Origin of the sequence: Buttiauxella sp. WJP83 (assembly GCF_027594725.1) — a bacterium.
In the GTDB taxonomy this organism is placed as follows: Bacteria; Pseudomonadota; Gammaproteobacteria; order Enterobacterales; family Enterobacteriaceae; genus Buttiauxella; species Buttiauxella selenatireducens.
In genome coordinates this window covers 4,569,446-4,588,098 of sequence record NZ_CP110080.1, presented here as the reverse complement: position 1 = coordinate 4,588,098, position 18,653 = coordinate 4,569,446, and the positions used below count along the sequence as shown (strand labels likewise).

The window sequence follows — 18,653 nt, the reverse complement described above, 5'->3', positions numbered from 1 at the left end:
CATCTTTATTCGCTTGCAGTAAGCTTTTCTGCATCCGTCAGGTAACGCACTTTACGGGTGTAATCTTGTCCTTTAAACAGCAATTCGCTCTCCGGCGAGACAAGATATTTTTGCCATTCTGAAAGTGGGAAACCGCCATGTGCACCTACAACCGGTTTTGGGATAACTGAGGCTACTCCCCCAATTTTCTTGGATACCGGCCAGTTCATCCAGTCACCCAAATTCACCGTTTTGATATCGAGCATATCCAGTAATGCAGCCAAAGGTAGCTGGTCTGTTGGCGGTTGGCTATCGTCCATCAGCTCCCAGGTGTCCTGGAATAACGTGAGCCATAACGGGCAGATTCGACGCCAGGTTTTTCGTGACGCGGCCAGGAAAGCCCCGTTAACGTGATCGACAATGTATGGACGAACGGTATCTTTGTAATATGCAGGCACCTTTTCGGCCGGTGCTTTATCCAGTTTGGCGATCATTTTCCCCTGACGGAAACTGGAATAAATATGATGTTCTTCGATTTTAAAACGCGGCATTTGCAGCAGATTGAGATCGGAGTCGATCATCAAAATACCGTCGGTACGAGCTTGCAAAGGCGCATTCAGCTTGATTAAGCGACTTAGATAAATTTGCTTGTAACGATAGCCTTCTTCGCGCTGAGGAAGATCAAGGGTGACGACTCTCGTTTTAGGTGGTAATTCGCCAAACTCACTGGCAGGGCGATCGGAAACAAGCACGATCTCCTCAACATCAGGAGCGAAACGTGCTGCGAACGTTGCTGAAAGCAAACCTTCTTCGATGTAATCCGCGCCAGCGCAAGGAATGACAATTGACGTTACTGGCACAGCAGCACTTCCAACTGCTGGCTCCTGATAAGGGATGTTATGTCGCGCCGTAATATGGCGATATTTTGCATTCAGAAATTTAAACATTTTCATTCCGGGTTGGTTTTACTGCGCCAAGAACGGCTTCGACACCGGCAACATAGTGCTCGATCGCATAATTATCAATCACACGCACGTAAGCTTGCTCAATTAAAGCATCACGTAATTCGCTATCTTGCCATACTTGCTGAAGTTGCGAAGCGAGTTTAACGGTATCACCATATGGGTAGAGCAGACCGGTGCGGCCTGAGTCGATTAACTCGGCAGTACCTGTCACATTTGAACCGATAACGACAGTTTTGAGCAACATGGATTCGAGGACAACTCGCGGCAATCCCTCACTTTTAGAAGCAAGTATGAAGGCATCAAACGCGGCCAAATAATCCAGTGGGTTATTACGAAAGCCAGTAAAAATCACGCGATCGGCGAATCCATAATCAGCTGCCTGGCGCTTTAACTTTTCGCGATCTGCGCCTTCTCCCACCAGGACAAACTTCCATTTTGCTTCGGGGTGCTGCAATTGAAAACGATGCAAAGCTTCAAGTGTATGATGGCAGGATTTTCGTGGGATCAATGACCCAATACTGCCAAACAAAAATGTGCCGTCTTCAATGCCCAACGAGCGGCGTAACGCAATGCCGGAAGGCAGCGGTTGGTGTATATCAATGGCGTTTGGAACCGTAACACAGAGTGATTTCTTCACACCATGATTGAGCAATACCCGCTCAACACCATGGGAGACGGCAATAACGGCATCGCCGACACGGTTCACTATTCTGGAAATCGACTGACTCATCACCGGCTCAATGCGGCAGTGTTGAACGACAGCAACATCAAGTGGCTCTGCCGCCAGATAACCTTCCAAATTGGATCCAGGTTGGTTATTCATGTACAGAATTTCGTAATTATCGCGCTGGATTATCTCGCGAATACGTTTTGCGTTCGGTTGGATTCGCCATTGAGCATCAATATATGCGGTTACTTTTTTGCGCCCAGCCTTGCTGAAAAACAAAAATGCGCGTGCCACTTCTTTGCTGACTTTTGCCCAACCCGGCTGTTTGCGCTGCGGGATGAAAATAACAGGGATATCAATGCTATTCAGCACCTTCTCAATGGTTTCACCTTCTCCGCGTGCGTAGTTGTAGTAAAAGCAGCACGTGATATCAAACCGCTGACGGTCAATACGTTTGAGCAGTTCCAACATGCTGTTGGTACCGCCACCCCACTCTTTACCGTTATCCAGCAGGAGAATTTTACGCCGTTGTTGCGTCATTGAAGCCCAGGCCTTTGTAGCAATAATCAGCCCGCATTATAAAGGCTGATAAGTGTGATAACTAATGCTTTTAGTTGTTCATGCGGCGCTGCTTCCAGTTTTATGATTATATATAATATGAAACCGGACATCATTTATTTTAAAGTTGGTGGTTTTTTCATTATATAGTTTTTCCTTTTTTCGATGTGTGGCTATGTTTAAATTAACTGTTTGTCTCCTGACCTTTAATTCATCTCGTTTGCTGAGTGATGTATTGACGCCATTAATGAAAATCGCTGATGAAGTTATTATTGCAGACTCAGGAAGTACTGATGAAACGATTAATATATCTCGTCGGTTTGGTATTGAGCCGGTCTACAATAAATTCCAGACTCATGGTCAGCAAATGAATTATGCCATCACTCTGGCCAGCCACGATTGGGTATTCTGCATGGATAGTGATGAGATACTTGATGATAAGACGGTGAGTTATCTGTTGGCATTGAAATCCGGCGAAAGCCCAGAGGCCGGGCAGTCATGGCGAATTTCGCGCTACTGGTTCGTGTTGGGTGAACAAGTCAGAACAATTTATCCTGTTTCCTCACCTGATTTTCCCGTCCGACTGTTTAATCGCCAGCAAGCAAAATTTAACGATCGCCCGGTGGACGATCAGGTTACCGGGTATTCTCACTCATCAGTAATACCCGGCTTTGTTCGTCATGATACTTTTTATAATCTTCATGAAGTTTTTAATAAATTAAATAGTTACACCACAAGACTTGTTGCCAACAAAGATATCACTCCTTCACTTACCAGAGGTATATTTAGCGCAATCGGGGCGTTCTTTAAATGGTATTTATTCAGTGGTGCATGGCGAACTGGGCGAGTAGGGTTGGTGACAGGTATTTATGCAACTTTCTACAGTTTCCTGAAATATTTCAAAGCCTGGTATAAAAAAGGGCAGGAACACAAGAAAGCGCGCAAAGAAAGTTCAGCCACGACTTCCTCTGCGCGTGTTTCGCGTCAGGACTGAGGTTTGCTTGTGTCCCATCCCTGCCATTGATACTGCATATATTTCACCAGCGTGCTTTGACTGATACTGTCGCTCAGAACAGTAAAGTATGTTGTGGCATACACGGGTTCCAGCGGTTTCTTAGGCTTGCAAAGTTTCACGCCACTGAAAGGATTTCTGGGTTGTTCAGTCGGTTTAACAGGCTGTACAGGGCGCGTATTATTTGGTCTGGAAGTATCAATCTGAGGTTCGTTGAGTAAGCTGCTTGGGCGCACCAACGTAATATCCGAAGGCAGGTTGTAGACCATTTGTTGCAGCACGCGCACCGTCGACGGGTGTGGGTGTCCGATGGCAATCGCGGAACCATTTCGGCGAGCTAACTCTACAGCCCGATTAAACTGGAAGCGAATATCGGCTTCGTTTTGTGTATCGTCCAGGAAGACTTTACGCTTGATAACTTTGACGCTAGTACCTGCAGCAGCCCGCATCGACTGGCTATTTCCTATCGTCATACTGTCGAGAAAATAAAGATTGTATTGCCCAAGTGACTGCATCACTTTCTGCATGCCGAACAGGCTGGAGGTCATGGCGCTCCCCATGTGGTTGTTTAAACCCACTGCGAAGGGCACTTTATTGACTGCGTCACGGATGATTCTTTCGATCTCACCGCTGCTCATATCCGGGCGCAGGGTGTCTTTTTCCAAAGGCTGTTTGCTCAGGGGAGCCATTGGCAAGTGAATCAGCACTTCGTGCCCGGCATTATGCGCCTTGGTGGCCATTTCGCGGGCGTGAGGAGCATTGGGCAGAACGGCAACAGAAATGTTAGGAGGCAGTGCGATAACTTGATTTTCTTGTGCGGGGCGATAACCGAAATCATCTATCACAATTGCCAGTTTTCCGGCGTAAACGGGGGTTGTCAGCATTAGTGTGCTGACGAGAGAGAAAAACACACGACGGATTTGAAGCAAAACTTATCTTCCCAACCACGGTTGTGGATTGACGGCCTGGCCCTGGCGACGAATTTCGAAATAAAGTGACGGGCGGCCCTGACCGCCACTGTTGCCTACCAGAGCAATAGCCTGGCCGGCGCGAACTTGTGTTCCAACATTAACCAATGCGCTCTGGTTATAACCGTACAAACTCATATCGCCTTTACCGTGCTCAACGACAACGACCAGGCCATAACCCTGTAACCAATCAGCAAGGATCACGCGTCCATCAGCAATGGCTTTAACTTCTGTGCCTTCACCTGAGGCGATAACAATCCCTTTCCAACGTAGCTCACCCTGAAGCTGTTCGCCATAGCGATGCAAGATTGAGCCGCGAACTGGCCAGAATGCTTGCCCACGAGGTGACCCGAGACCGCCGGTGCGTGACATCAGCGAACGTTCGTTCTCTGTAGGTTTGTAGGTACTGCCTTTGCTGGTCGCTTCTTTTTGACGGTTTCGAACCTGTTCAGCTTCACGTGCTTCTTTCTCGGCACGCGCTCGAGCTGCGGCTTCTGCACGGGCGAGCTGATCACGCAGACGCGATTCGTTCTGGCGCATTTCACTCAGCTTTTGCTGATCTTGCTGCAAAGAGGATTCGAGAGTAGAGAGTGTTTTTTTACGTTCGTTGCGTGCGCTTTCAAGCTTAGCTTGCTGAGCTTGTTGCTCGTAGAGCAACGTCTGTTGCTCGGTTTGCTTCGATTCCAGATCCGCTTTTTGCTCTGCCGCTTCCGCTTTAGTTTGCCTTAGCTGCTCAATGGTTTCTTGACGTGCGGCGTTCAGGTAGCCGAAGTAAGCCTGCAAGCGTTGTCCACGCTGGCTTTCTTCACCGCTTAAAATCAGCTGAATACCAGTATGTTGGCCCTGGCGGAATGAAGCATCGAGTTGAGCGGCCAGATTACGTTCCTGCGATGCCTGCTGTTTTTGCAGTTTCGCGAGGGAAGCATTCATGGTGGCAATTTGGCGATTGAGATCGGCAAGCGTATTTTGCGTGTCGCGCAGCTTGCGGCTGGCTTCAGCAATGGCTTTTTCTTGTGCCTGGAGTTGAGCAAGTAATGTTGAGCGTTGCTGTTGCTGCTGGCGTACCGCGCGCTCTTTAGTCGCAATATCCTGCTGGATAGATTTCAAGTGGTCGCGATCGTCTGCGTGACTGGTAAAAGGGCATAACAATACGCCAGCGCTTAGAACGCTGGCGTAGAAAATAGGCCTGACTGAAAACAGTTTCGATTTCACGGCCCATCTTATTGAATAAATCGCCTTTCCCCTCATGGGGAGGGATTATTCCACGATGAACAGCGGCTTGCCAGTCATCTCTTGCGGGATATCCATACCCATCAGGTTCAACATTGTCGGAGCGATGTCAGAAAGCTTGCCGCCTTCTACTGCTTTCACGCTACGGGAGCCCACATAAATCAACGGAACTGGCAGGCTGGTGTGCGCAGTATGAGCCTGACCTGTTGCCGGATCTGCCATCTGCTCTGCGTTACCGTGGTCAGCGGTAATGAGCAACTGCCCACCCACGTTCTCAACGGCAGAAACAACCTGAGCAATGCAGTTATCCAGAGCTTCGATTGCTGCCACAGCCGCCTCGTAAACACCGGTATGCCCAACCATGTCACCATTTGGATAGTTACAAATGATGGTGTCGTATTTGCCGCTGTTGATTGCTGCCAGCAGTTTTTCGGTCAGTTCTACAGAACTCATTTCTGGTTGCAGATCGTAGGTGGCAACTTTCGGGGAGTTGATCAGAATACGGTCTTCGCCAGCAAACGGCTCTTCAACGCCACCGTTGTAGAAGAAAGTAACGTGTGCATATTTTTCAGTTTCGGAGATACGCAACTGAGTTTTATTGTGCTTCGCCATCCACTCACCAAATGTATTGGTCAGTGATGCTGGTGGGTAGGCACATGCGGCTTTGATGTCTGCTGCGTATTCAGTCAGCATCACGAAATCACCGAAGTTAACCACTTTCTTACGAGCAAAACCGTCGAAGTCAGCGTTAACAAATGTACGAGTAATTTGACGTGCACGGTCTGCGCGGAAGTTCATGAAAATCAGCGCATCGCCGTCGTTCATGACTGCTTCAGCTTCGCCTTCTGCGCGGATCACGGTTGGTTTAACGAATTCGTCGTTTTCATCACGAGCGTATGCTGCTTCCAGACCTGCAATGGCAGTTTCTGCCTGGAATTCGCCTTTTGCTTGAGTCAGCAGGTCATAAGCCAGTTCAACGCGGTCCCAGCGATTATCGCGGTCCATTGCGTAGTAACGGCCAATCAGCGAGGCAACACGGCCTTTACCGAGGGATGCAAATTTATCAGCAAATTTCTTCAGTGAAGACTCTGCACTGCGAGGTGGAGTATCACGACCATCCAGGAAAGCGTGCAGGTAGATTGCTTCAGCACCGCGCTCGGCAGCCAGTTCAATCATCGCCAGAATGTGTTCTTCGTGGCTGTGAACGCCGCCAGCTGATGCCAGACCCATGATGTGTACTGCTTTACCTGCGGCAACAGCTTTGTCTACTGCGGCGGTAAGCGTTGGGTTGGAGAAGAAAGTACGTTCTTTAATTTCCACGTCCAGACGAGTCAGATCCTGGTAAACAATGCGGCCAGCGCCAAGGTTTACGTGACCCACTTCGGAGTTACCCATTTGGCCGTCTGGCAAACCGACTTCCATACCAGAAGCGTTAATCAAGGTATGTGGACGCTGTGCCCACAGGTTATCCATAACCGGGGTTTTAGCATTCAGAATAGCGTTATCCTGCTGCTCTTCACGGTGACCATAGCCATCCAGAATCACCAGAACCATAGGTTTTTTAGTAACTGACATTGCGATAACCTCTAAGTCAAAGACAAAATTTGCGTAATTTTACTACAGGCCACGGGGTAAATAGCCGCAGAAGATCAAAGAAACGGGTTGGATTGTGATCGGTTTTACGTCGTTAAGGTAATTTTTTTCGTAACAGTCCGCAGAATCAACATAACCTAACGCAGACTGGCTGTATTTGGCACAATGCAAATGTATACTCCTCACCTGGTTTTTTCATATTACTTAGTCGGGAGCTACACCCCCCCATGCAAGAAATTATGCAATTCATTGGTCGTCATCCCATACTTAGTCTGGCGTGGGTTGGCTTGTTTGCCGCCGTACTTTTCATGACCTTTAAAGGTTTAACCTCCAAGGTGAAGGTCATCACCCGTGGCGAAGCAACCCGCCTCATCAATAAAGAAGATGCCATTGTAGTCGACGTGCGTTCACGTGATGATTATCGCAAAGGCCATATTGCTAACTCATTGAATGTCCTGCCAGCTGATATTAAAAGTGGCAACTTCGGTGAGCTGGAAAAACATAAAGCGCAGCCTGTAATCGTGGTTTGTGGCAATGGCGTGACTTCTCAAGATTCAGCCGTATTGCTGACAAAAGCCGGTTTCGAACAAGTTACCTTGCTCAAAGAAGGTATTGCTGGCTGGAGCGGGGATAACCTGCCATTAGTTCGCGGTAAATAAATCGAGACGCACACTGGAGAAGACCATGGCGAATATTGAAATCTACACTAAAGCAACCTGTCCGTTTTGCCACCGTGCAAAAGACCTGCTGCAAAGCAAAGGGGTCACGTTTCAGGAGTTAGCGATTGACGGTGATGCCGTTAAGCGTGAAGAGATGATTAAACGCAGTGGGCGAACCACAGTGCCGCAGATATTTATTGACGCACAGCACATTGGCGGATGCGATGACTTGTATGCACTTGATGCTCGTGGTGGACTCGATCCCCTACTTCGCTAGTGCAACTCCTTTGTCGCTTACTGCCGTTTAAGGACGTATTAATTTTTTAAGGGTTAACAATGTCAGAACAAAACAACACAGAAATGGCTTTCCAGATTCAGCGTGTCTACACCAAAGACATTTCTTTTGAAGCACCTAATGCGCCGCACGTTTTCCAGAAAGATTGGCAGCCAGAAGTGAAGCTGGATCTTGATACCGCTTCCAGCCAACTGGCAGACGACGTCTATGAAGTTGTGTTGCGTGTGACTGTGACCGCAACACTGGGCGAAGACACTGCATTCCTGTGTGAAGTTCAGCAGGCTGGTATCTTCTCCATCGGTGGGATCGAAGGTCCGCAGATGGCACATTGCCTGGGTGCGTACTGCCCGAACATTCTGTTCCCTTATGCACGTGAAGCAATCACTAGCCTGGTTTCTCGTGGTACCTTCCCGCAGCTGAACCTTGCACCGGTTAACTTCGATGCACTGTTCATGAGTTACCTGCAGCAGCAAAACGGCGAAGGTGCTGAAAACCATCAGGATGCCTGATGAATAGCCTTAATGCCTCAATGACTGTGATCGGTGCCGGTTCGTACGGCACCGCTCTTGCCATCACCCTGGCGCGTAATGGTCACCACGTTGTACTGTGGGGCCATGACCCTAAACACCTTGCTACATTGCAGGCCGATCGCTGTAATGCGGCGTTTCTTCCTGATGTCCCTTTCCCTGACACACTCCACCTCGAAAGCGATTTGGCGAAAGCACTGTCTGCCAGCCGTAATATTTTGGTTGTCGTGCCGAGCCACGTTTTTGGGGAAGTGCTGCGTCAAATCAAACCGTTAATGCGTAAAGATGCTCGTATCGTCTGGGCGACAAAAGGTTTGGAAGCGGACACCGGACGCTTGTTGCAAGACGTTGCACGTGAAGCGCTTGGCGATGAAATCCCGTTAGCGGTGATCTCCGGCCCGACGTTTGCCAAAGAGCTGGCTGCAGGATTGCCGACGGCAATCGCGCTGGCGGCAACGGATGAAACCTTCGCTCAAGACCTCCAGCAATTGCTGCACTGCGGCAAAAGCTTCCGTGTTTACAGCAACCCTGACTTCATTGGCGTGCAGCTAGGCGGTGCGGTGAAGAACGTGATTGCGATTGGTGCGGGAATGTCCGACGGCATTGGCTTCGGGGCGAACGCACGTACAGCGTTGATTACCCGTGGTCTTGCTGAGATGACTCGTCTTGGTTGCGCCTTGGGTGCTGATCCTGAAACCTTCATGGGAATGGCGGGCTTGGGCGATCTGGTACTGACATGTACGGATAACCAATCACGTAACCGTCGCTTCGGCATGGCGCTGGGGCAGGGTGCGGATGTAGATTCGGCACAGCAGAAAATCGGCCAGGTGGTTGAAGGTTACCGCAATACCAAAGAAGTGCGGGAATTGGCGGCGCGTTTTGGCGTCGAAATGCCAATAACCGAGGAAATTTATCAGGTATTGTATTGCGGAAAAAACGCTCGCGAGGCAGCATTAACGTTGCTGGGTCGAACGCGCAAGGATGAACGAAGCAGCAACTGATGGAACAACACAACCGCGATAACTGAAGCGTTCCGGTACTAAGTGCCGGGCGCTGTTTTTCTGTCTGGAGAGAGCAATGTCGTCTGAAGAACTGGATCTGGTGTGGAACAATATTAAAGCTGAAGCACGAGCGCTTGCCGATTGTGAACCGATGTTGGCCAGTTTTTATCATGCAACTCTCCTCAAGCACGAAAATCTCGGTAGTGCATTGAGCTATATGCTCGCCAATAAGTTAGCTTCCCCGATTATGCCTGCTATCGCCATTCGTGAGGTTGTCGAAGAAGCATACGCGGCAGAACCACAAATGATTGCCTCAGCCGCTTGTGATATTCAGGCTGTGCGTACCCGTGACCCGGCAGTCGATAAATATTCCACTCCGCTGTTATACCTGAAAGGCTTTCATGCTTTGCAGTCCTATCGTATCGGCCATTGGCTGTGGAAAGAGGGACGTCGGGCGTTAGCTATTTTCCTGCAAAACCAGGTATCAGTATCATTCCAGGTGGATATCCATCCGGCGGCCCAAATTGGTTGCGGGATCATGCTCGATCACGCGACCGGCATTGTGATCGGTGAAACGGCGATTGTCGAAAACGATGTGTCAATTTTGCAGTCGGTCACGTTGGGCGGTACAGGTAAAACCAGCGGCGATCGCCATCCAAAGATTCGTGAAGGTGTGATGATTGGTGCTGGGGCTAAAATCCTTGGCAATATTGAAGTAGGGCGCGGAGCGAAAATTGGCGCAGGTTCCGTGGTGTTACAACCTGTGCCACCTCATACCACTGCAGCAGGCGTTCCAGCTCGAATTGTTGGCAAGCCTGAAAGCGATAAGCCTGCCATCGATATGGACCAGCACTTTAACGGAGCCAGCAATGGCTTCGAGTACGGCGACGGGATCTAACTTCTCAAAACGGCGCCAGGATAACCAAGCTGACGCCAGGCTTCATACACCACTACCGATACTGCGTTTGATAAATTCATGCTGCGGCTGTCCGGCATCATTGGGATGCGGATTTTTTGCTCAGCGGGCAATGCATCAAGAATAGTTGCAGGCAGGCCACGTGTTTCTGGTCCAAACACCAGATAATCACCATCCTGATAACTCACCGCGCTGTGGGCTGGGGTGCCTTTGGTCGTTAAGGCAAACAGGCGCTGCGGATTTTCTGCTTCCAGAAAGGCGTCATAGTCTTTATGGCGATTCACAGCGGCAAATTCGTGATAATCCAGCCCGGCGCGGCGCAGGCGCTTGTCATCCCAACCAAAACCTGTTGGTTCAATGATGTGTAACCGGAAGCCAGTGTTGGCGCACAGACGGATGATATTCCCGGTATTCGGTGGGATTTCAGGTTCAAACAAAACGATATTTAGCATACTGCCCCCATAAGACTTGGCGCGCAGAATATCAATTTATTACCAGAAGGAAAACAGGCCCCGAAGGACCTGTTCTTTACGATGAAGAATTAACGATGGTAGAGCGGTAACCACAGTATCAGGCGCAATCCACCTAGAGGACTGTCGTCGGCTTTCACCCAACCACGATGTTGCTGAACGGCAGTTTCTACAATCGCTAACCCCAAACCCGTACCGCCTGACTCACGATCGCGCGCTTCGTCTGTACGGTAGAAAGGACGGAATATTTGTTCACGATCGGACGGGCTAACGCCTGGGCCATCATCATCTACGGTGATAGTAATACCTTGATTATCAACGGAGAAGTTAACCGCAATTTTCGTGTGTGAATAGCGTAATGCGTTGCGGACAATATTTTCCAGCGCACTTTCCAGCGAGTTGGGATTGCCGTACATCAACCATGGGCCAGGCGGGTAGGTCACTTCCAGCGATTTACCCATCTGTTCTGCTTCAAAGGCTGCGTTATCCAGCACTTCGGACCAGATTTGATTGGCTTTCATAGTCTCGCTCGCCAGCGCATTTTTTTGCTGATTACGGGACATCACCAGCAGGTCGTTGATCATCCCATCTAGACGCTGAGCTTCCGTTTCGATACGCTCCAGTTCCTTGCTTTCACCGGTTTTGCGTCGCAATAAAGCTGTGCCTAATTGCAAGCGGGTTAGCGGAGTACGCAATTCGTGAGAGATATCGGACAACAGTCTTTGTTGAGTTGTCATCATCCTTTCCAGCGCGGTAACCATCTGGTTAAAACTGGCTCCGGCTGCCAGAAACTCTTGGGGCCCGGATTCGAGTTCAGGATGTTGACGTAAATTACCCTGAGCCACTTCATCGGCGGCATTTTTCAACTTACGTGCAGGTTTTGCCAGACTCCATGCCAGCCATAGCAGCAGCGGTGAACTGACCAGCATCGTGACAATAAGCAGCAATAAAGGTCTATCAAACAGCAGGTTAATAAAATCAGATTGGGAGTTACTTGCAGGGCGAATTAGGTAGAGTTGGTAGTTATCTTCACCATCACGTACCGAAAATGGCCCCACTAATTCCACGCGGCCATACTTTTTCTTTTGCGGATGATCGGCGTTATCAGACTGGCCGATAAAGTTACGAATAATCTGCATTTCATTGCGCTGGGCGCCAATAACTCGCCCTTCGCTGGTCACGAGTAACAAACGTTGTCCGGGTGGTGCCCATTTATCAATGGCCCGGAACAAGCGACGCCACCACATCAGGTCGTTCGGTGGATCGTTTTCAAGTTCCGCTTCGACATGCTGTTCAATCATGATGCCTTGACGTTGCTCATTCTCCATCAGCTCGGTCATTTGACGCGAATCCAGTTTCGGCAGCATCAGTACAAGCATCAGCACTAACGCCAGCGTCAACCAGAAGATGGCAAAAATACGCGCGGTAAGGCTACTTATCATGAAGCAGACACCATCAGGTAGCCGCGGCCACGTAATGTTTTAAACCACGGATGCCCATCTTTGCGATCCGGTAACTTACGACGCAAGTTCGAAATATGCATGTCGATAGCGCGGTCGAAAGGTGTCAGGCGTTTACCCAGAACTTCCTGGCTTAGGTGTTCGCGTGAAACGACCTGGCCCAGATGCTGTGCAAGCAAATAGAGCAGGGTGAATTCGGTGCCGGTTAAATCAAGCGCTTGTCCATCAAAGCTCGCTTCCTGACGACCCGGATTCAGGCTTAAACCGTCAACTTCGACCGTCGGAGAACCGCTGTCGCTGTTTTGCTGCTGCTCACTCCAGTGTGAACGACGCAAAATAGCGCGTATACGGGCCACCAGCTCACGATCGTTGAATGGTTTAGGCAGATAGTCATCTGCACCCAGTTCAAGGCCGAGAACGCGATCTAGCTCACTTCCTCGAGCTGTAAGCATAATGACAGGAGTCTGGTGTGACTGGCGCAACTCTTTTAACGTATCAATGCCGTTTTTCTTTGGCATCATCACGTCGAGCAATAAAAGGTCAATGGTGTCATCAAGAAGCTCCAACGCTTGCTCGCCGTCGTGGGCAACAATTACGTTAAAACCTTCCATGTCGAGCAGTTCCTTTAACAGGGAAGTAAGCTCTCGGTCATCATCAACTAGCAGAATTTTATTCATTGTTAAATTACCTCCGAGGCAGAAATTACGTCATCAAGGCGCGCTAATCTATGACTTTACGTTGTTTTACACCCCCTGACGCTAGTTTGCAGCGGGAATCGTAGACTGGCTCTCGTTGAATCGCAGCACAGATGATTTCAGGAGCAAGTGATGCGCAATGTTACCGCTGCCGTCATGGCCTCTACATTGACTCTGATAACCCTGTCCAGTCAGGCAAGCGACAACTGGTATCAAGGCGGTGAAGGCTTAGTTAAGCGTAATAACCTTCAGAGTCATATGTTCGAAGGGATAAACCTGACCGAACAACAGCGCCAACAGATGCGCGATCTAATGCAACGGGCACGGCATGATAGCCCACCCGTGAATGTAAGCGAAATGGAGACCATGCATAATCTGGTCATCGCTGAAAATTTTGATGAAACGGCAGTGCGTGTCCAGGCTGAAAAAATGGCACAAGAACAAGTGGCTCGCCAGGTTGAAATGGCGAAAGTACGCAATCAAATGTACCGCTTGTTAACGCCTGAGCAGCAGGCCGTTTTAAACGACAAACACCAACAGCGCATGGATCAATTTCGTGAACTGGCGGATCTGCAACAGATGCCTTCGTTGCAGGAACTGAGTAGTAGCAGTAAGCGTAGTAACCAGTAACAAACCCTGTTTTCCTTGCCATAGACACCATCCCTGTCTTCCCCGCCTACCAAGGCGGGTTTTTTTTGCCTGATGGTTCACATGAATCCGCTATACTAGCCAGCAATGATTTGCTGGAGCCCCTATGAATCAACAATATGGGATGCTGGTTAGCCGTGCAGCAATTGCCGCGACGGTAATGGCCTCACTGTTACTTTTAATAAAGATTTTCGCCTGGTGGAACACCGGTTCGGTCAGTATTCTGGCCGCGTTGGTCGATTCGCTGGTGGACATTGCTGCGTCGCTGACTAACCTACTTGTCGTGCGTTACTCGCTGCAACCTGCAGATGAAGAACATACTTTTGGCCACGGCAAAGCTGAATCGCTGGCAGCACTGGCGCAAAGTATGTTTATTTCCGGTTCTGCGCTGTTCCTGTTTTTGACGGGTATTCAGCATTTAGCTGAACCGTCACCCATGAAACAGCCTGTAGTGGGGGTTGTGGTCACGGTCATTGCGTTAGTCAGCACATTAATTCTGGTGACATTCCAACGCTGGGTCGTGCGGAAAACACAAAGCCAGGCGGTTCGAGCAGATATGCTTCATTATCAGTCTGATGTTATGATGAATGGAGCCATTCTGATTGCGCTAGCGTTGTCCTGGCATGGCTGGCACCGCGCAGATTCGATATTTGCTTTAGGTATTGGTGTCTATATTTTGTATAGCGCACTGCGTATGGGTTATGAAGCCGTGCAATCTCTTTTAGATCGCGCTTTACCCGATGACGAGCGACAGGTAATTATTGATATCATCAATTCATGGCCGGGTGTTAAAGGGGCGCATGATCTACGAACGCGGCAGTCAGGGCCGACCCGCTTTATTCAAGTTCATATCGAAATGGAAGACAACCTACCACTGGTTCAAGCACATGTTATTGCTGAACAAGTGGAGCAAGCTCTCTTGCGTCGTTTCCCTGGATCAGATGTGATTATTCACCAGGACCCCTGCTCGGTTGTGCCGACGCAGCAGCAAGGGCATTTTGAGCTTTAATTTTTCGTTGTAAAAGTCAGACAGAGTCGATGCTTTGTGAATAAAATACCGACATATGGCCTGACCTGAATCAATTCAGCAAGAAGCGGCTGTTATACTATTTGTAGCAGAGTCGAGCCACGGCATGCCGCAGGCCGTTTCCGGCAACAGGATTAATTTGCATTCAAAAGTTCAGAGGTAGTCATGATCAAAAAAATTGGTGTGTTGACGAGTGGTGGTGATGCTCCAGGCATGAACGCTGCAATTCGTGGTGTTGTCCGTGCAGCATTGAGCGAAGGTCTTGAAGTTGCGGGCGTATATGACGGCTATCTCGGTTTGTACGAAGACCGCATGGTAAATCTGGACCGCTATAGCGTGTCCGATATGATCAACCGTGGCGGTACTTTCCTGGGTTCAGCTCGCTTCCCGGAATTCCGTGATGAGAAAATTCGCGAAGTAGCTATCGAGAATTTAAAAAAACGCGGCATTGATGCGCTGGTGGTTATCGGTGGTGACGGTTCCTACATGGGCGCAAAACGTCTGACCGAAATGGGTTTCCCATGCATCGGCCTGCCAGGCACGATTGATAACGACATCAAAGGTACCGATTACACTATCGGTTTCTTCACGGCACTGGAAACAGTCGTTGAAGCTATCGACCGTCTGCGTGACACTTCTTCTTCTCACCAGCGTATTTCTATCGTTGAAGTGATGGGGCGTTACTGTGGCGATCTGACCCTGGCTGCGTCGATCGCTGGTGGTTGTGAGTTTGTCGTATTGCCGGAAGTCGAGTTCAAGCGCGAAGAGCTGGTTGAAGAAATCAAAGCCGGTATTGCGAAAGGAAAAAAACACGCCATTGTCGCGATTACAGAACACATCTGTGATATTCACGAACTGGCGCAGTTCATCGAGACTGAAACCAAACGTGAAACGCGTGCAACCGTACTGGGCCACATCCAGCGCGGTGGGGCTCCGGTTGCTTATGACCGTATTCTCGCTTCCCGTATGGGTGCGTACTCCATTGAGCTGCTGTTGCAGGGCTATGGCGGTCGTTGTGTCGGTATTCAGAACGAACAACTGGTTCACCATGACATTATCGACGCTATCGAAAACATGAAGCGTCCGTTCAAAGGTGATTGGTTGGATTGCGCGAAGAAACTGTACTAATTCGCGGATTGTGAAAATTGAAGCCGGGGAAACCCGGCTTTTTGCTGTCTGTTATATGCTCAATAGTTATAGCCAATCTTTTTTTATTCTTTAATGAATGGTTAACTTTCTGGCACGCTGCTTTTATCAAATCCGATTAAAGAGAGCGAACGATGAATAAGTGGGGAGTTGGACTTACATTACTGTTGGCATCAACCAGCGTGTTGGCTAAAGATATTCAGTTACTTAATGTCTCTTACGATCCCACTCGCGAACTTTATGACGAGTACAACAAGGCGTTCAGTGCTCACTGGAAACAGCAAACTGGCGATAACGTTGTGGTTCGCCAGTCTCATGGCGGTTCCGGTAAGCAAGCGACCTCTGTTATCAACGGTATTGAAGCTGATGTGGTGACTCTTGCACTGGCATACGATGTGGATGCTATTGCTGAGCGTGGCCGTATCGATAAAAACTGGATCAAACGCCTGCCGGATAACTCCGCACCTTACACCTCGACCATCGTGTTCCTGGTACGCAAAGGCAACCCAAAACAAATTCATGACTGGAACGATCTGATTAAACCGGGCGTTTCTGTTATCACCCCGAACCCAAAAAGCTCAGGTGGCGCGCGCTGGAACTATCTGGCAGCCTGGGGCTACGCTTTGCATCACAACAATAACGACCAGGCCAAAGCACAGGATTTTGTGAAAGCGTTGTATAAAAACGTTGAAGTGCTGGATTCTGGGGCTCGTGGTTCAACCAGTACTTTTGTTGAGCGTGGAATCGGTGACGTGTTGATTGCCTGGGAAAACGAAGCGTTTCTGGCAACCAACGAGCTGGGCAAAGACAAGTTTGAAATCGTAACGCCAAGTGAGTCGATTCTTGCTGAACCTACTGTTTCAGTCGTAGATAAAGTGGTAGAGAAGAAAGGTACTCAGAAAGTGGCTGAAGAGTACCTGAAATACCTCTATTCACCGGAAGGGCAGGAAATTGTGGCGAAAAATTACTATCGTCCACGTAATGCCGAAGTGGCGAAGAAATATGAAAACGTCTTCCCAAAACTTAAATTGTTCACGATTGATGACGAGTTTGGCGGTTGGACGAAAGCGCAGAAAGAACACTTCTCGAATGGTGGTACCTTCGACCAAATTAGTCAGCGGTAAGCGTAGTAACGGCCCTGAAAAGGGCCGTTTTGCTTTTGCGGTCCCCACGATTGCGTTACGCTGAGCAGCCCTCTTCATTGTTCCTGAGGTTTCAATGCTGCGCCGCCGCCGAACAATTGTTCTCATTATCCTCTTATTGATCGTTGCGGTTGTTTGCGGGTTAACCCTGCGGCAATACCTGCATCATCCAGACGCCTTGTGGCGTATCGTTAGCGAACAGTGCGTCCCTCATCAGCGTGATAATCAGAATCCTGAGCCTTGCGCCAAAGTGGATTTGCAGACGGGATATGTGCTGCTAAAAGATATCAATGGCCCGCTGCAATACCTGCTGCTACCGACTGCGAAAATGAGCGGTATGGAAAGCCCGGAATTGTTGCAGTCTAAAACCGCTAATTTCTTATGGCTGGCGTGGCAACAGCGTAACGTTATGAGTATGCGCCATGAATCTCCGATTCCTGATAGCGTGATTTCTCTTACGATAAACTCTGCGACAGGGCGCACTCAGAATCAGCTGCATATCCACATTTCTTGTTTGCGTACGGATGTTCGAGAGCAGTTGAATCAGTATTCGAATACGTTAAGCACGCAATGGCAGGCATTTCCGGTAACACTGGCGGGAAACCAATACATCGCAAGAAAAGTGACGGAAGCTGAGTTTTCACAGTACAGTCCTTTTATCCTGCTTGCCTCCCAGGTTTCGCAGGTAAGGGAAAACATGGGGCATTACGGCCTGGCGATGGCACAACTAAAGGATGGGGAGTGGGTCGTGTTGGCGACGGAGCGGAATTTATTGCAATTGAATCTGGCGTCAGCTGAACAGCTACAAGACCATGATTGTGAGCTTCTAAAAAATAAAGGCCCTGCCGGAGCAGAGCCTTAACATTTCAAAGCAGAAACTTACGCTTTTTTCGCTTCAGCCGCAGCTTTAACGATAACGGCAAATGCGTCAGCTTTCAGAGAAGCACCGCCAACCAACGCGCCGTCGATATCCGGCTGAGCAAACAGCTCTGCTGCGTTTTTATCGTTTACGGAACCGCCGTACTGGATGATGACTTGCTCAGCCACTTTCGCATCAGCTTTAGCAATGTGGTCACGAATAAATTTGTGAACAGCCTGAGCTTGAGCTGGAGTTGCTGATTTGCCAGTACCGATTGCCCATACTGGTTCGTAAGCGATAACAACGCCTTCGAATGCCGCAGCGCCCTGAGTTTTCAGAACGGCGTCGATTTGACGTGCGCAAACTTCTTCAGTTTTGCCCGCTTCGTTTTCTGCTTCGGTTTCACCGATGCAAAGAACGGGGATCAGGCCCACTTCTTTCAGAATTGCGAATTTTTTAGCGATCAGCTCATCAGACTCTGCGTGGTAAGTACGACGCTCGGAGTGACCGATGATGATGTATTTAGCACCTACATCTTTCAGCATTTCTGCAGAAACTTCACCAGTGAATGCGCCAGACAGGTTCAGGTCTACGTTCTGAGCACCAAGAATGATGTGGCTGCCAGATGCGGCGTGTTTAGCCAGATCCAGATACATAGTAGGAGGAGCGATAGCCACGCCACAGCCAGCAACGCCAGCCAGTTCTTTGCGTAAGCCAGCAATCAGCTCGTGTACCATGTGCTTGCTGCCGTTCAGTTTCCAGTTACCCATCACCAAAGGATGTCGCATCTTAATTCTCCACAAGGTCAAACTAATAAAAGAATCGCTGCCCTTCAG

20 protein-coding genes are annotated in these 18,653 nt (G+C 49.2%); 11 read left to right on the top strand and 9 right to left on the bottom strand.

Features of this window, described 5'->3' with window-relative positions:
* Positions 1-5 precede the first annotated feature (5 nt).
* Both OH773_RS21190 and OH773_RS21185 read right to left on the bottom strand, forming a co-directional pair.
* Positions 6-926 (bottom strand): hypothetical protein, encoded by a 921-nt coding sequence (locus OH773_RS21190; protein ID WP_270141676.1) that lies wholly within the window; start codon positions 924-926, stop codon positions 6-8.
* Positions 919-2,151 (bottom strand): glycosyltransferase, encoded by a 1,233-nt coding sequence (locus OH773_RS21185; protein ID WP_270141674.1) that lies wholly within the window; start codon positions 2,149-2,151, stop codon positions 919-921. Before OH773_RS21185 ends, OH773_RS21190 begins: the two co-directional genes overlap by 8 nt.
* 193 nt (positions 2,152-2,344) lie before the next feature.
* Between OH773_RS21185 and OH773_RS21180 the strand changes: the two genes are divergently transcribed.
* Positions 2,345-3,163, top strand: a complete 819-nt coding sequence (locus tag OH773_RS21180) for a glycosyltransferase family 2 protein (RefSeq protein ID WP_270141672.1) — start codon at positions 2,345-2,347, stop codon at positions 3,161-3,163.
* On the opposite strand, the gene OH773_RS21175 is transcribed toward OH773_RS21180, so the two are convergent.
* From OH773_RS21175 to gpmM, 3 genes are read right to left on the bottom strand one after another with little or no spacing between them, the layout of a single operon-like run.
* The gene (locus OH773_RS21175) at positions 3,154-4,065 is read right to left on the bottom strand and encodes a divergent polysaccharide deacetylase family protein (RefSeq protein ID WP_270141670.1); all 912 of its coding nucleotides are present in this window, start codon (positions 4,063-4,065) and stop codon (positions 3,154-3,156) included. The genes OH773_RS21180 and OH773_RS21175 overlap by 10 nt on opposite strands.
* Before the next feature lie 48 nt (positions 4,066-4,113).
* Complete coding sequence (envC, locus tag OH773_RS21170) at positions 4,114-5,397, bottom strand: murein hydrolase activator EnvC (protein ID WP_270141668.1); 1,284 nt, start codon at positions 5,395-5,397, stop codon at positions 4,114-4,116.
* 9 nt (positions 5,398-5,406) lie between these two features.
* Entirely contained in the window at positions 5,407-6,954 is a 1,548-nt protein-coding gene (gene gpmM / locus OH773_RS21165; RefSeq protein ID WP_270141666.1) for a 2,3-bisphosphoglycerate-independent phosphoglycerate mutase, read from the bottom strand.
* A 245-nt stretch (positions 6,955-7,199) separates the two neighbouring features.
* Between gpmM and OH773_RS21160 the strand changes: the two genes are divergently transcribed.
* From OH773_RS21160 to cysE, 5 genes are all read left to right on the top strand, one after another.
* Complete coding sequence (locus tag OH773_RS21160) at positions 7,200-7,631, top strand: rhodanese-like domain-containing protein (RefSeq protein WP_270141664.1); 432 nt, start codon at positions 7,200-7,202, stop codon at positions 7,629-7,631.
* 25 nt (positions 7,632-7,656) lie between these two features.
* On the top strand, positions 7,657-7,908 hold the full coding sequence (grxC, locus tag OH773_RS21155) for a glutaredoxin 3 (protein WP_124022207.1): 252 nt from the start codon (positions 7,657-7,659) through the stop codon (positions 7,906-7,908).
* 59 nt (positions 7,909-7,967) lie between these two features.
* The gene (secB, locus tag OH773_RS21150) at positions 7,968-8,435 is read left to right on the top strand and encodes a protein-export chaperone SecB (RefSeq protein ID WP_139881178.1); all 468 of its coding nucleotides are present in this window, start codon (positions 7,968-7,970) and stop codon (positions 8,433-8,435) included.
* Entirely contained in the window at positions 8,435-9,454 is a 1,020-nt protein-coding gene (gene gpsA / locus OH773_RS21145) for an NAD(P)H-dependent glycerol-3-phosphate dehydrogenase (RefSeq protein WP_270141660.1), read from the top strand. The genes secB and gpsA overlap by 1 nt, the downstream gene beginning before the upstream one ends.
* Positions 9,455-9,530: 76 nt before the next feature.
* Complete coding sequence (cysE, locus tag OH773_RS21140; RefSeq protein ID WP_183272909.1) at positions 9,531-10,352, top strand: serine O-acetyltransferase; 822 nt, start codon at positions 9,531-9,533, stop codon at positions 10,350-10,352.
* On the opposite strand, the gene trmL is transcribed toward cysE, so the two are convergent.
* The 3 genes from trmL to cpxR all read right to left on the bottom strand — a co-directional run bounded on the left by trmL (position 10,349) and on the right by cpxR (position 12,977).
* The gene (gene trmL, locus OH773_RS21135; protein ID WP_120064389.1) at positions 10,349-10,822 is read right to left on the bottom strand and encodes a tRNA (uridine(34)/cytosine(34)/5-carboxymethylaminomethyluridine(34)-2'-O)-methyltransferase TrmL; all 474 of its coding nucleotides are present in this window, start codon (positions 10,820-10,822) and stop codon (positions 10,349-10,351) included. The two genes, cysE and trmL, sit on opposite strands and share 4 nt — an antisense overlap.
* 89 nt (positions 10,823-10,911) lie before the next feature.
* Positions 10,912-12,282, bottom strand: a complete 1,371-nt coding sequence (gene cpxA / locus OH773_RS21130; protein ID WP_270141655.1) for an envelope stress sensor histidine kinase CpxA — start codon at positions 12,280-12,282, stop codon at positions 10,912-10,914.
* A complete protein-coding gene (gene cpxR, locus OH773_RS21125) occupies positions 12,279-12,977 on the bottom strand; it encodes an envelope stress response regulator transcription factor CpxR (protein ID WP_034461436.1) in 699 nt (232 codons plus the stop codon). Before cpxR ends, cpxA begins: the two co-directional genes overlap by 4 nt.
* Before the next feature lie 150 nt (positions 12,978-13,127).
* Here cpxR and cpxP point away from each other — a divergent pair, with 150 nt between their 5' ends.
* The 5 genes from cpxP to OH773_RS21100 all read left to right on the top strand — a co-directional run bounded on the left by cpxP (position 13,128) and on the right by OH773_RS21100 (position 17,820).
* Positions 13,128-13,625, top strand: coding sequence for a cell-envelope stress modulator CpxP (gene cpxP / locus OH773_RS21120; protein ID WP_270141652.1), 498 nt, complete (start codon positions 13,128-13,130; stop codon positions 13,623-13,625).
* Between the two features lie 124 nt (positions 13,626-13,749).
* Positions 13,750-14,652, top strand: coding sequence for a CDF family cation-efflux transporter FieF (gene fieF, locus OH773_RS21115; RefSeq protein WP_270141650.1), 903 nt, complete (start codon positions 13,750-13,752; stop codon positions 14,650-14,652).
* A gap of 183 nt (positions 14,653-14,835) precedes the next feature.
* A complete protein-coding gene (pfkA, locus tag OH773_RS21110; RefSeq protein ID WP_270141648.1) occupies positions 14,836-15,798 on the top strand; it encodes a 6-phosphofructokinase in 963 nt (320 codons plus the stop codon).
* 152 nt (positions 15,799-15,950) lie between these two features.
* The gene (locus tag OH773_RS21105) at positions 15,951-16,940 is read left to right on the top strand and encodes a sulfate ABC transporter substrate-binding protein (protein WP_270141646.1); all 990 of its coding nucleotides are present in this window, start codon (positions 15,951-15,953) and stop codon (positions 16,938-16,940) included.
* A 94-nt stretch (positions 16,941-17,034) separates the two neighbouring features.
* On the top strand, positions 17,035-17,820 hold the full coding sequence (locus OH773_RS21100) for a CDP-diacylglycerol diphosphatase (protein WP_270141644.1): 786 nt from the start codon (positions 17,035-17,037) through the stop codon (positions 17,818-17,820).
* Between the two features lie 17 nt (positions 17,821-17,837).
* Here the strand turns inward: OH773_RS21100 and tpiA are convergent, their stop codons facing one another.
* Positions 17,838-18,605: a triose-phosphate isomerase gene (tpiA, locus tag OH773_RS21095; RefSeq protein WP_034461430.1), complete on the bottom strand. Its 768-nt coding sequence runs from the start codon at positions 18,603-18,605 to the stop codon at positions 17,838-17,840.
* Positions 18,606-18,653 lie beyond the last annotated feature (48 nt).

Excerpts from the sequence above, each read along its gene's own strand:
- OH773_RS21190 (WP_270141676.1), bottom strand. The coding sequence starts at position 926 with ATGTTTAAATTTCTGAATGCAAAATATCGCCATATTACGGCGCGACAT.
- OH773_RS21185 (WP_270141674.1), bottom strand. The coding sequence starts at position 2,151 with ATGACGCAACAACGGCGTAAAATTCTCCTGCTGGATAACGGTAAAGAG.
- OH773_RS21180 (WP_270141672.1), top strand. The coding sequence starts at position 2,345 with ATGTTTAAATTAACTGTTTGTCTCCTGACCTTTAATTCATCTCGTTTG.
- OH773_RS21175 (WP_270141670.1), bottom strand. The coding sequence starts at position 4,065 with ATGCTGACAACCCCCGTTTACGCCGGAAAACTGGCAATTGTGATAGAT.
- envC (WP_270141668.1), bottom strand. The coding sequence starts at position 5,397 with ATGAGGGGAAAGGCGATTTATTCAATAAGATGGGCCGTGAAATCGAAA.
- gpmM (WP_270141666.1), bottom strand. The coding sequence starts at position 6,954 with ATGTCAGTTACTAAAAAACCTATGGTTCTGGTGATTCTGGATGGCTAT.
- OH773_RS21160 (WP_270141664.1), top strand. The coding sequence starts at position 7,200 with ATGCAAGAAATTATGCAATTCATTGGTCGTCATCCCATACTTAGTCTG.
- grxC (WP_124022207.1), top strand. The coding sequence starts at position 7,657 with ATGGCGAATATTGAAATCTACACTAAAGCAACCTGTCCGTTTTGCCAC.
- secB (WP_139881178.1), top strand. The coding sequence starts at position 7,968 with ATGTCAGAACAAAACAACACAGAAATGGCTTTCCAGATTCAGCGTGTC.
- gpsA (WP_270141660.1), top strand. The coding sequence starts at position 8,435 with ATGAATAGCCTTAATGCCTCAATGACTGTGATCGGTGCCGGTTCGTAC.
- cysE (WP_183272909.1), top strand. The coding sequence starts at position 9,531 with ATGTCGTCTGAAGAACTGGATCTGGTGTGGAACAATATTAAAGCTGAA.
- trmL (WP_120064389.1), bottom strand. The coding sequence starts at position 10,822 with ATGCTAAATATCGTTTTGTTTGAACCTGAAATCCCACCGAATACCGGG.
- cpxA (WP_270141655.1), bottom strand. The coding sequence starts at position 12,282 with ATGATAAGTAGCCTTACCGCGCGTATTTTTGCCATCTTCTGGTTGACG.
- cpxR (WP_034461436.1), bottom strand. The coding sequence starts at position 12,977 with ATGAATAAAATTCTGCTAGTTGATGATGACCGAGAGCTTACTTCCCTG.
- cpxP (WP_270141652.1), top strand. The coding sequence starts at position 13,128 with ATGCGCAATGTTACCGCTGCCGTCATGGCCTCTACATTGACTCTGATA.
- fieF (WP_270141650.1), top strand. The coding sequence starts at position 13,750 with ATGAATCAACAATATGGGATGCTGGTTAGCCGTGCAGCAATTGCCGCG.
- pfkA (WP_270141648.1), top strand. The coding sequence starts at position 14,836 with ATGATCAAAAAAATTGGTGTGTTGACGAGTGGTGGTGATGCTCCAGGC.
- OH773_RS21105 (WP_270141646.1), top strand. The coding sequence starts at position 15,951 with ATGAATAAGTGGGGAGTTGGACTTACATTACTGTTGGCATCAACCAGC.
- OH773_RS21100 (WP_270141644.1), top strand. The coding sequence starts at position 17,035 with ATGCTGCGCCGCCGCCGAACAATTGTTCTCATTATCCTCTTATTGATC.
- tpiA (WP_034461430.1), bottom strand. The coding sequence starts at position 18,605 with ATGCGACATCCTTTGGTGATGGGTAACTGGAAACTGAACGGCAGCAAG.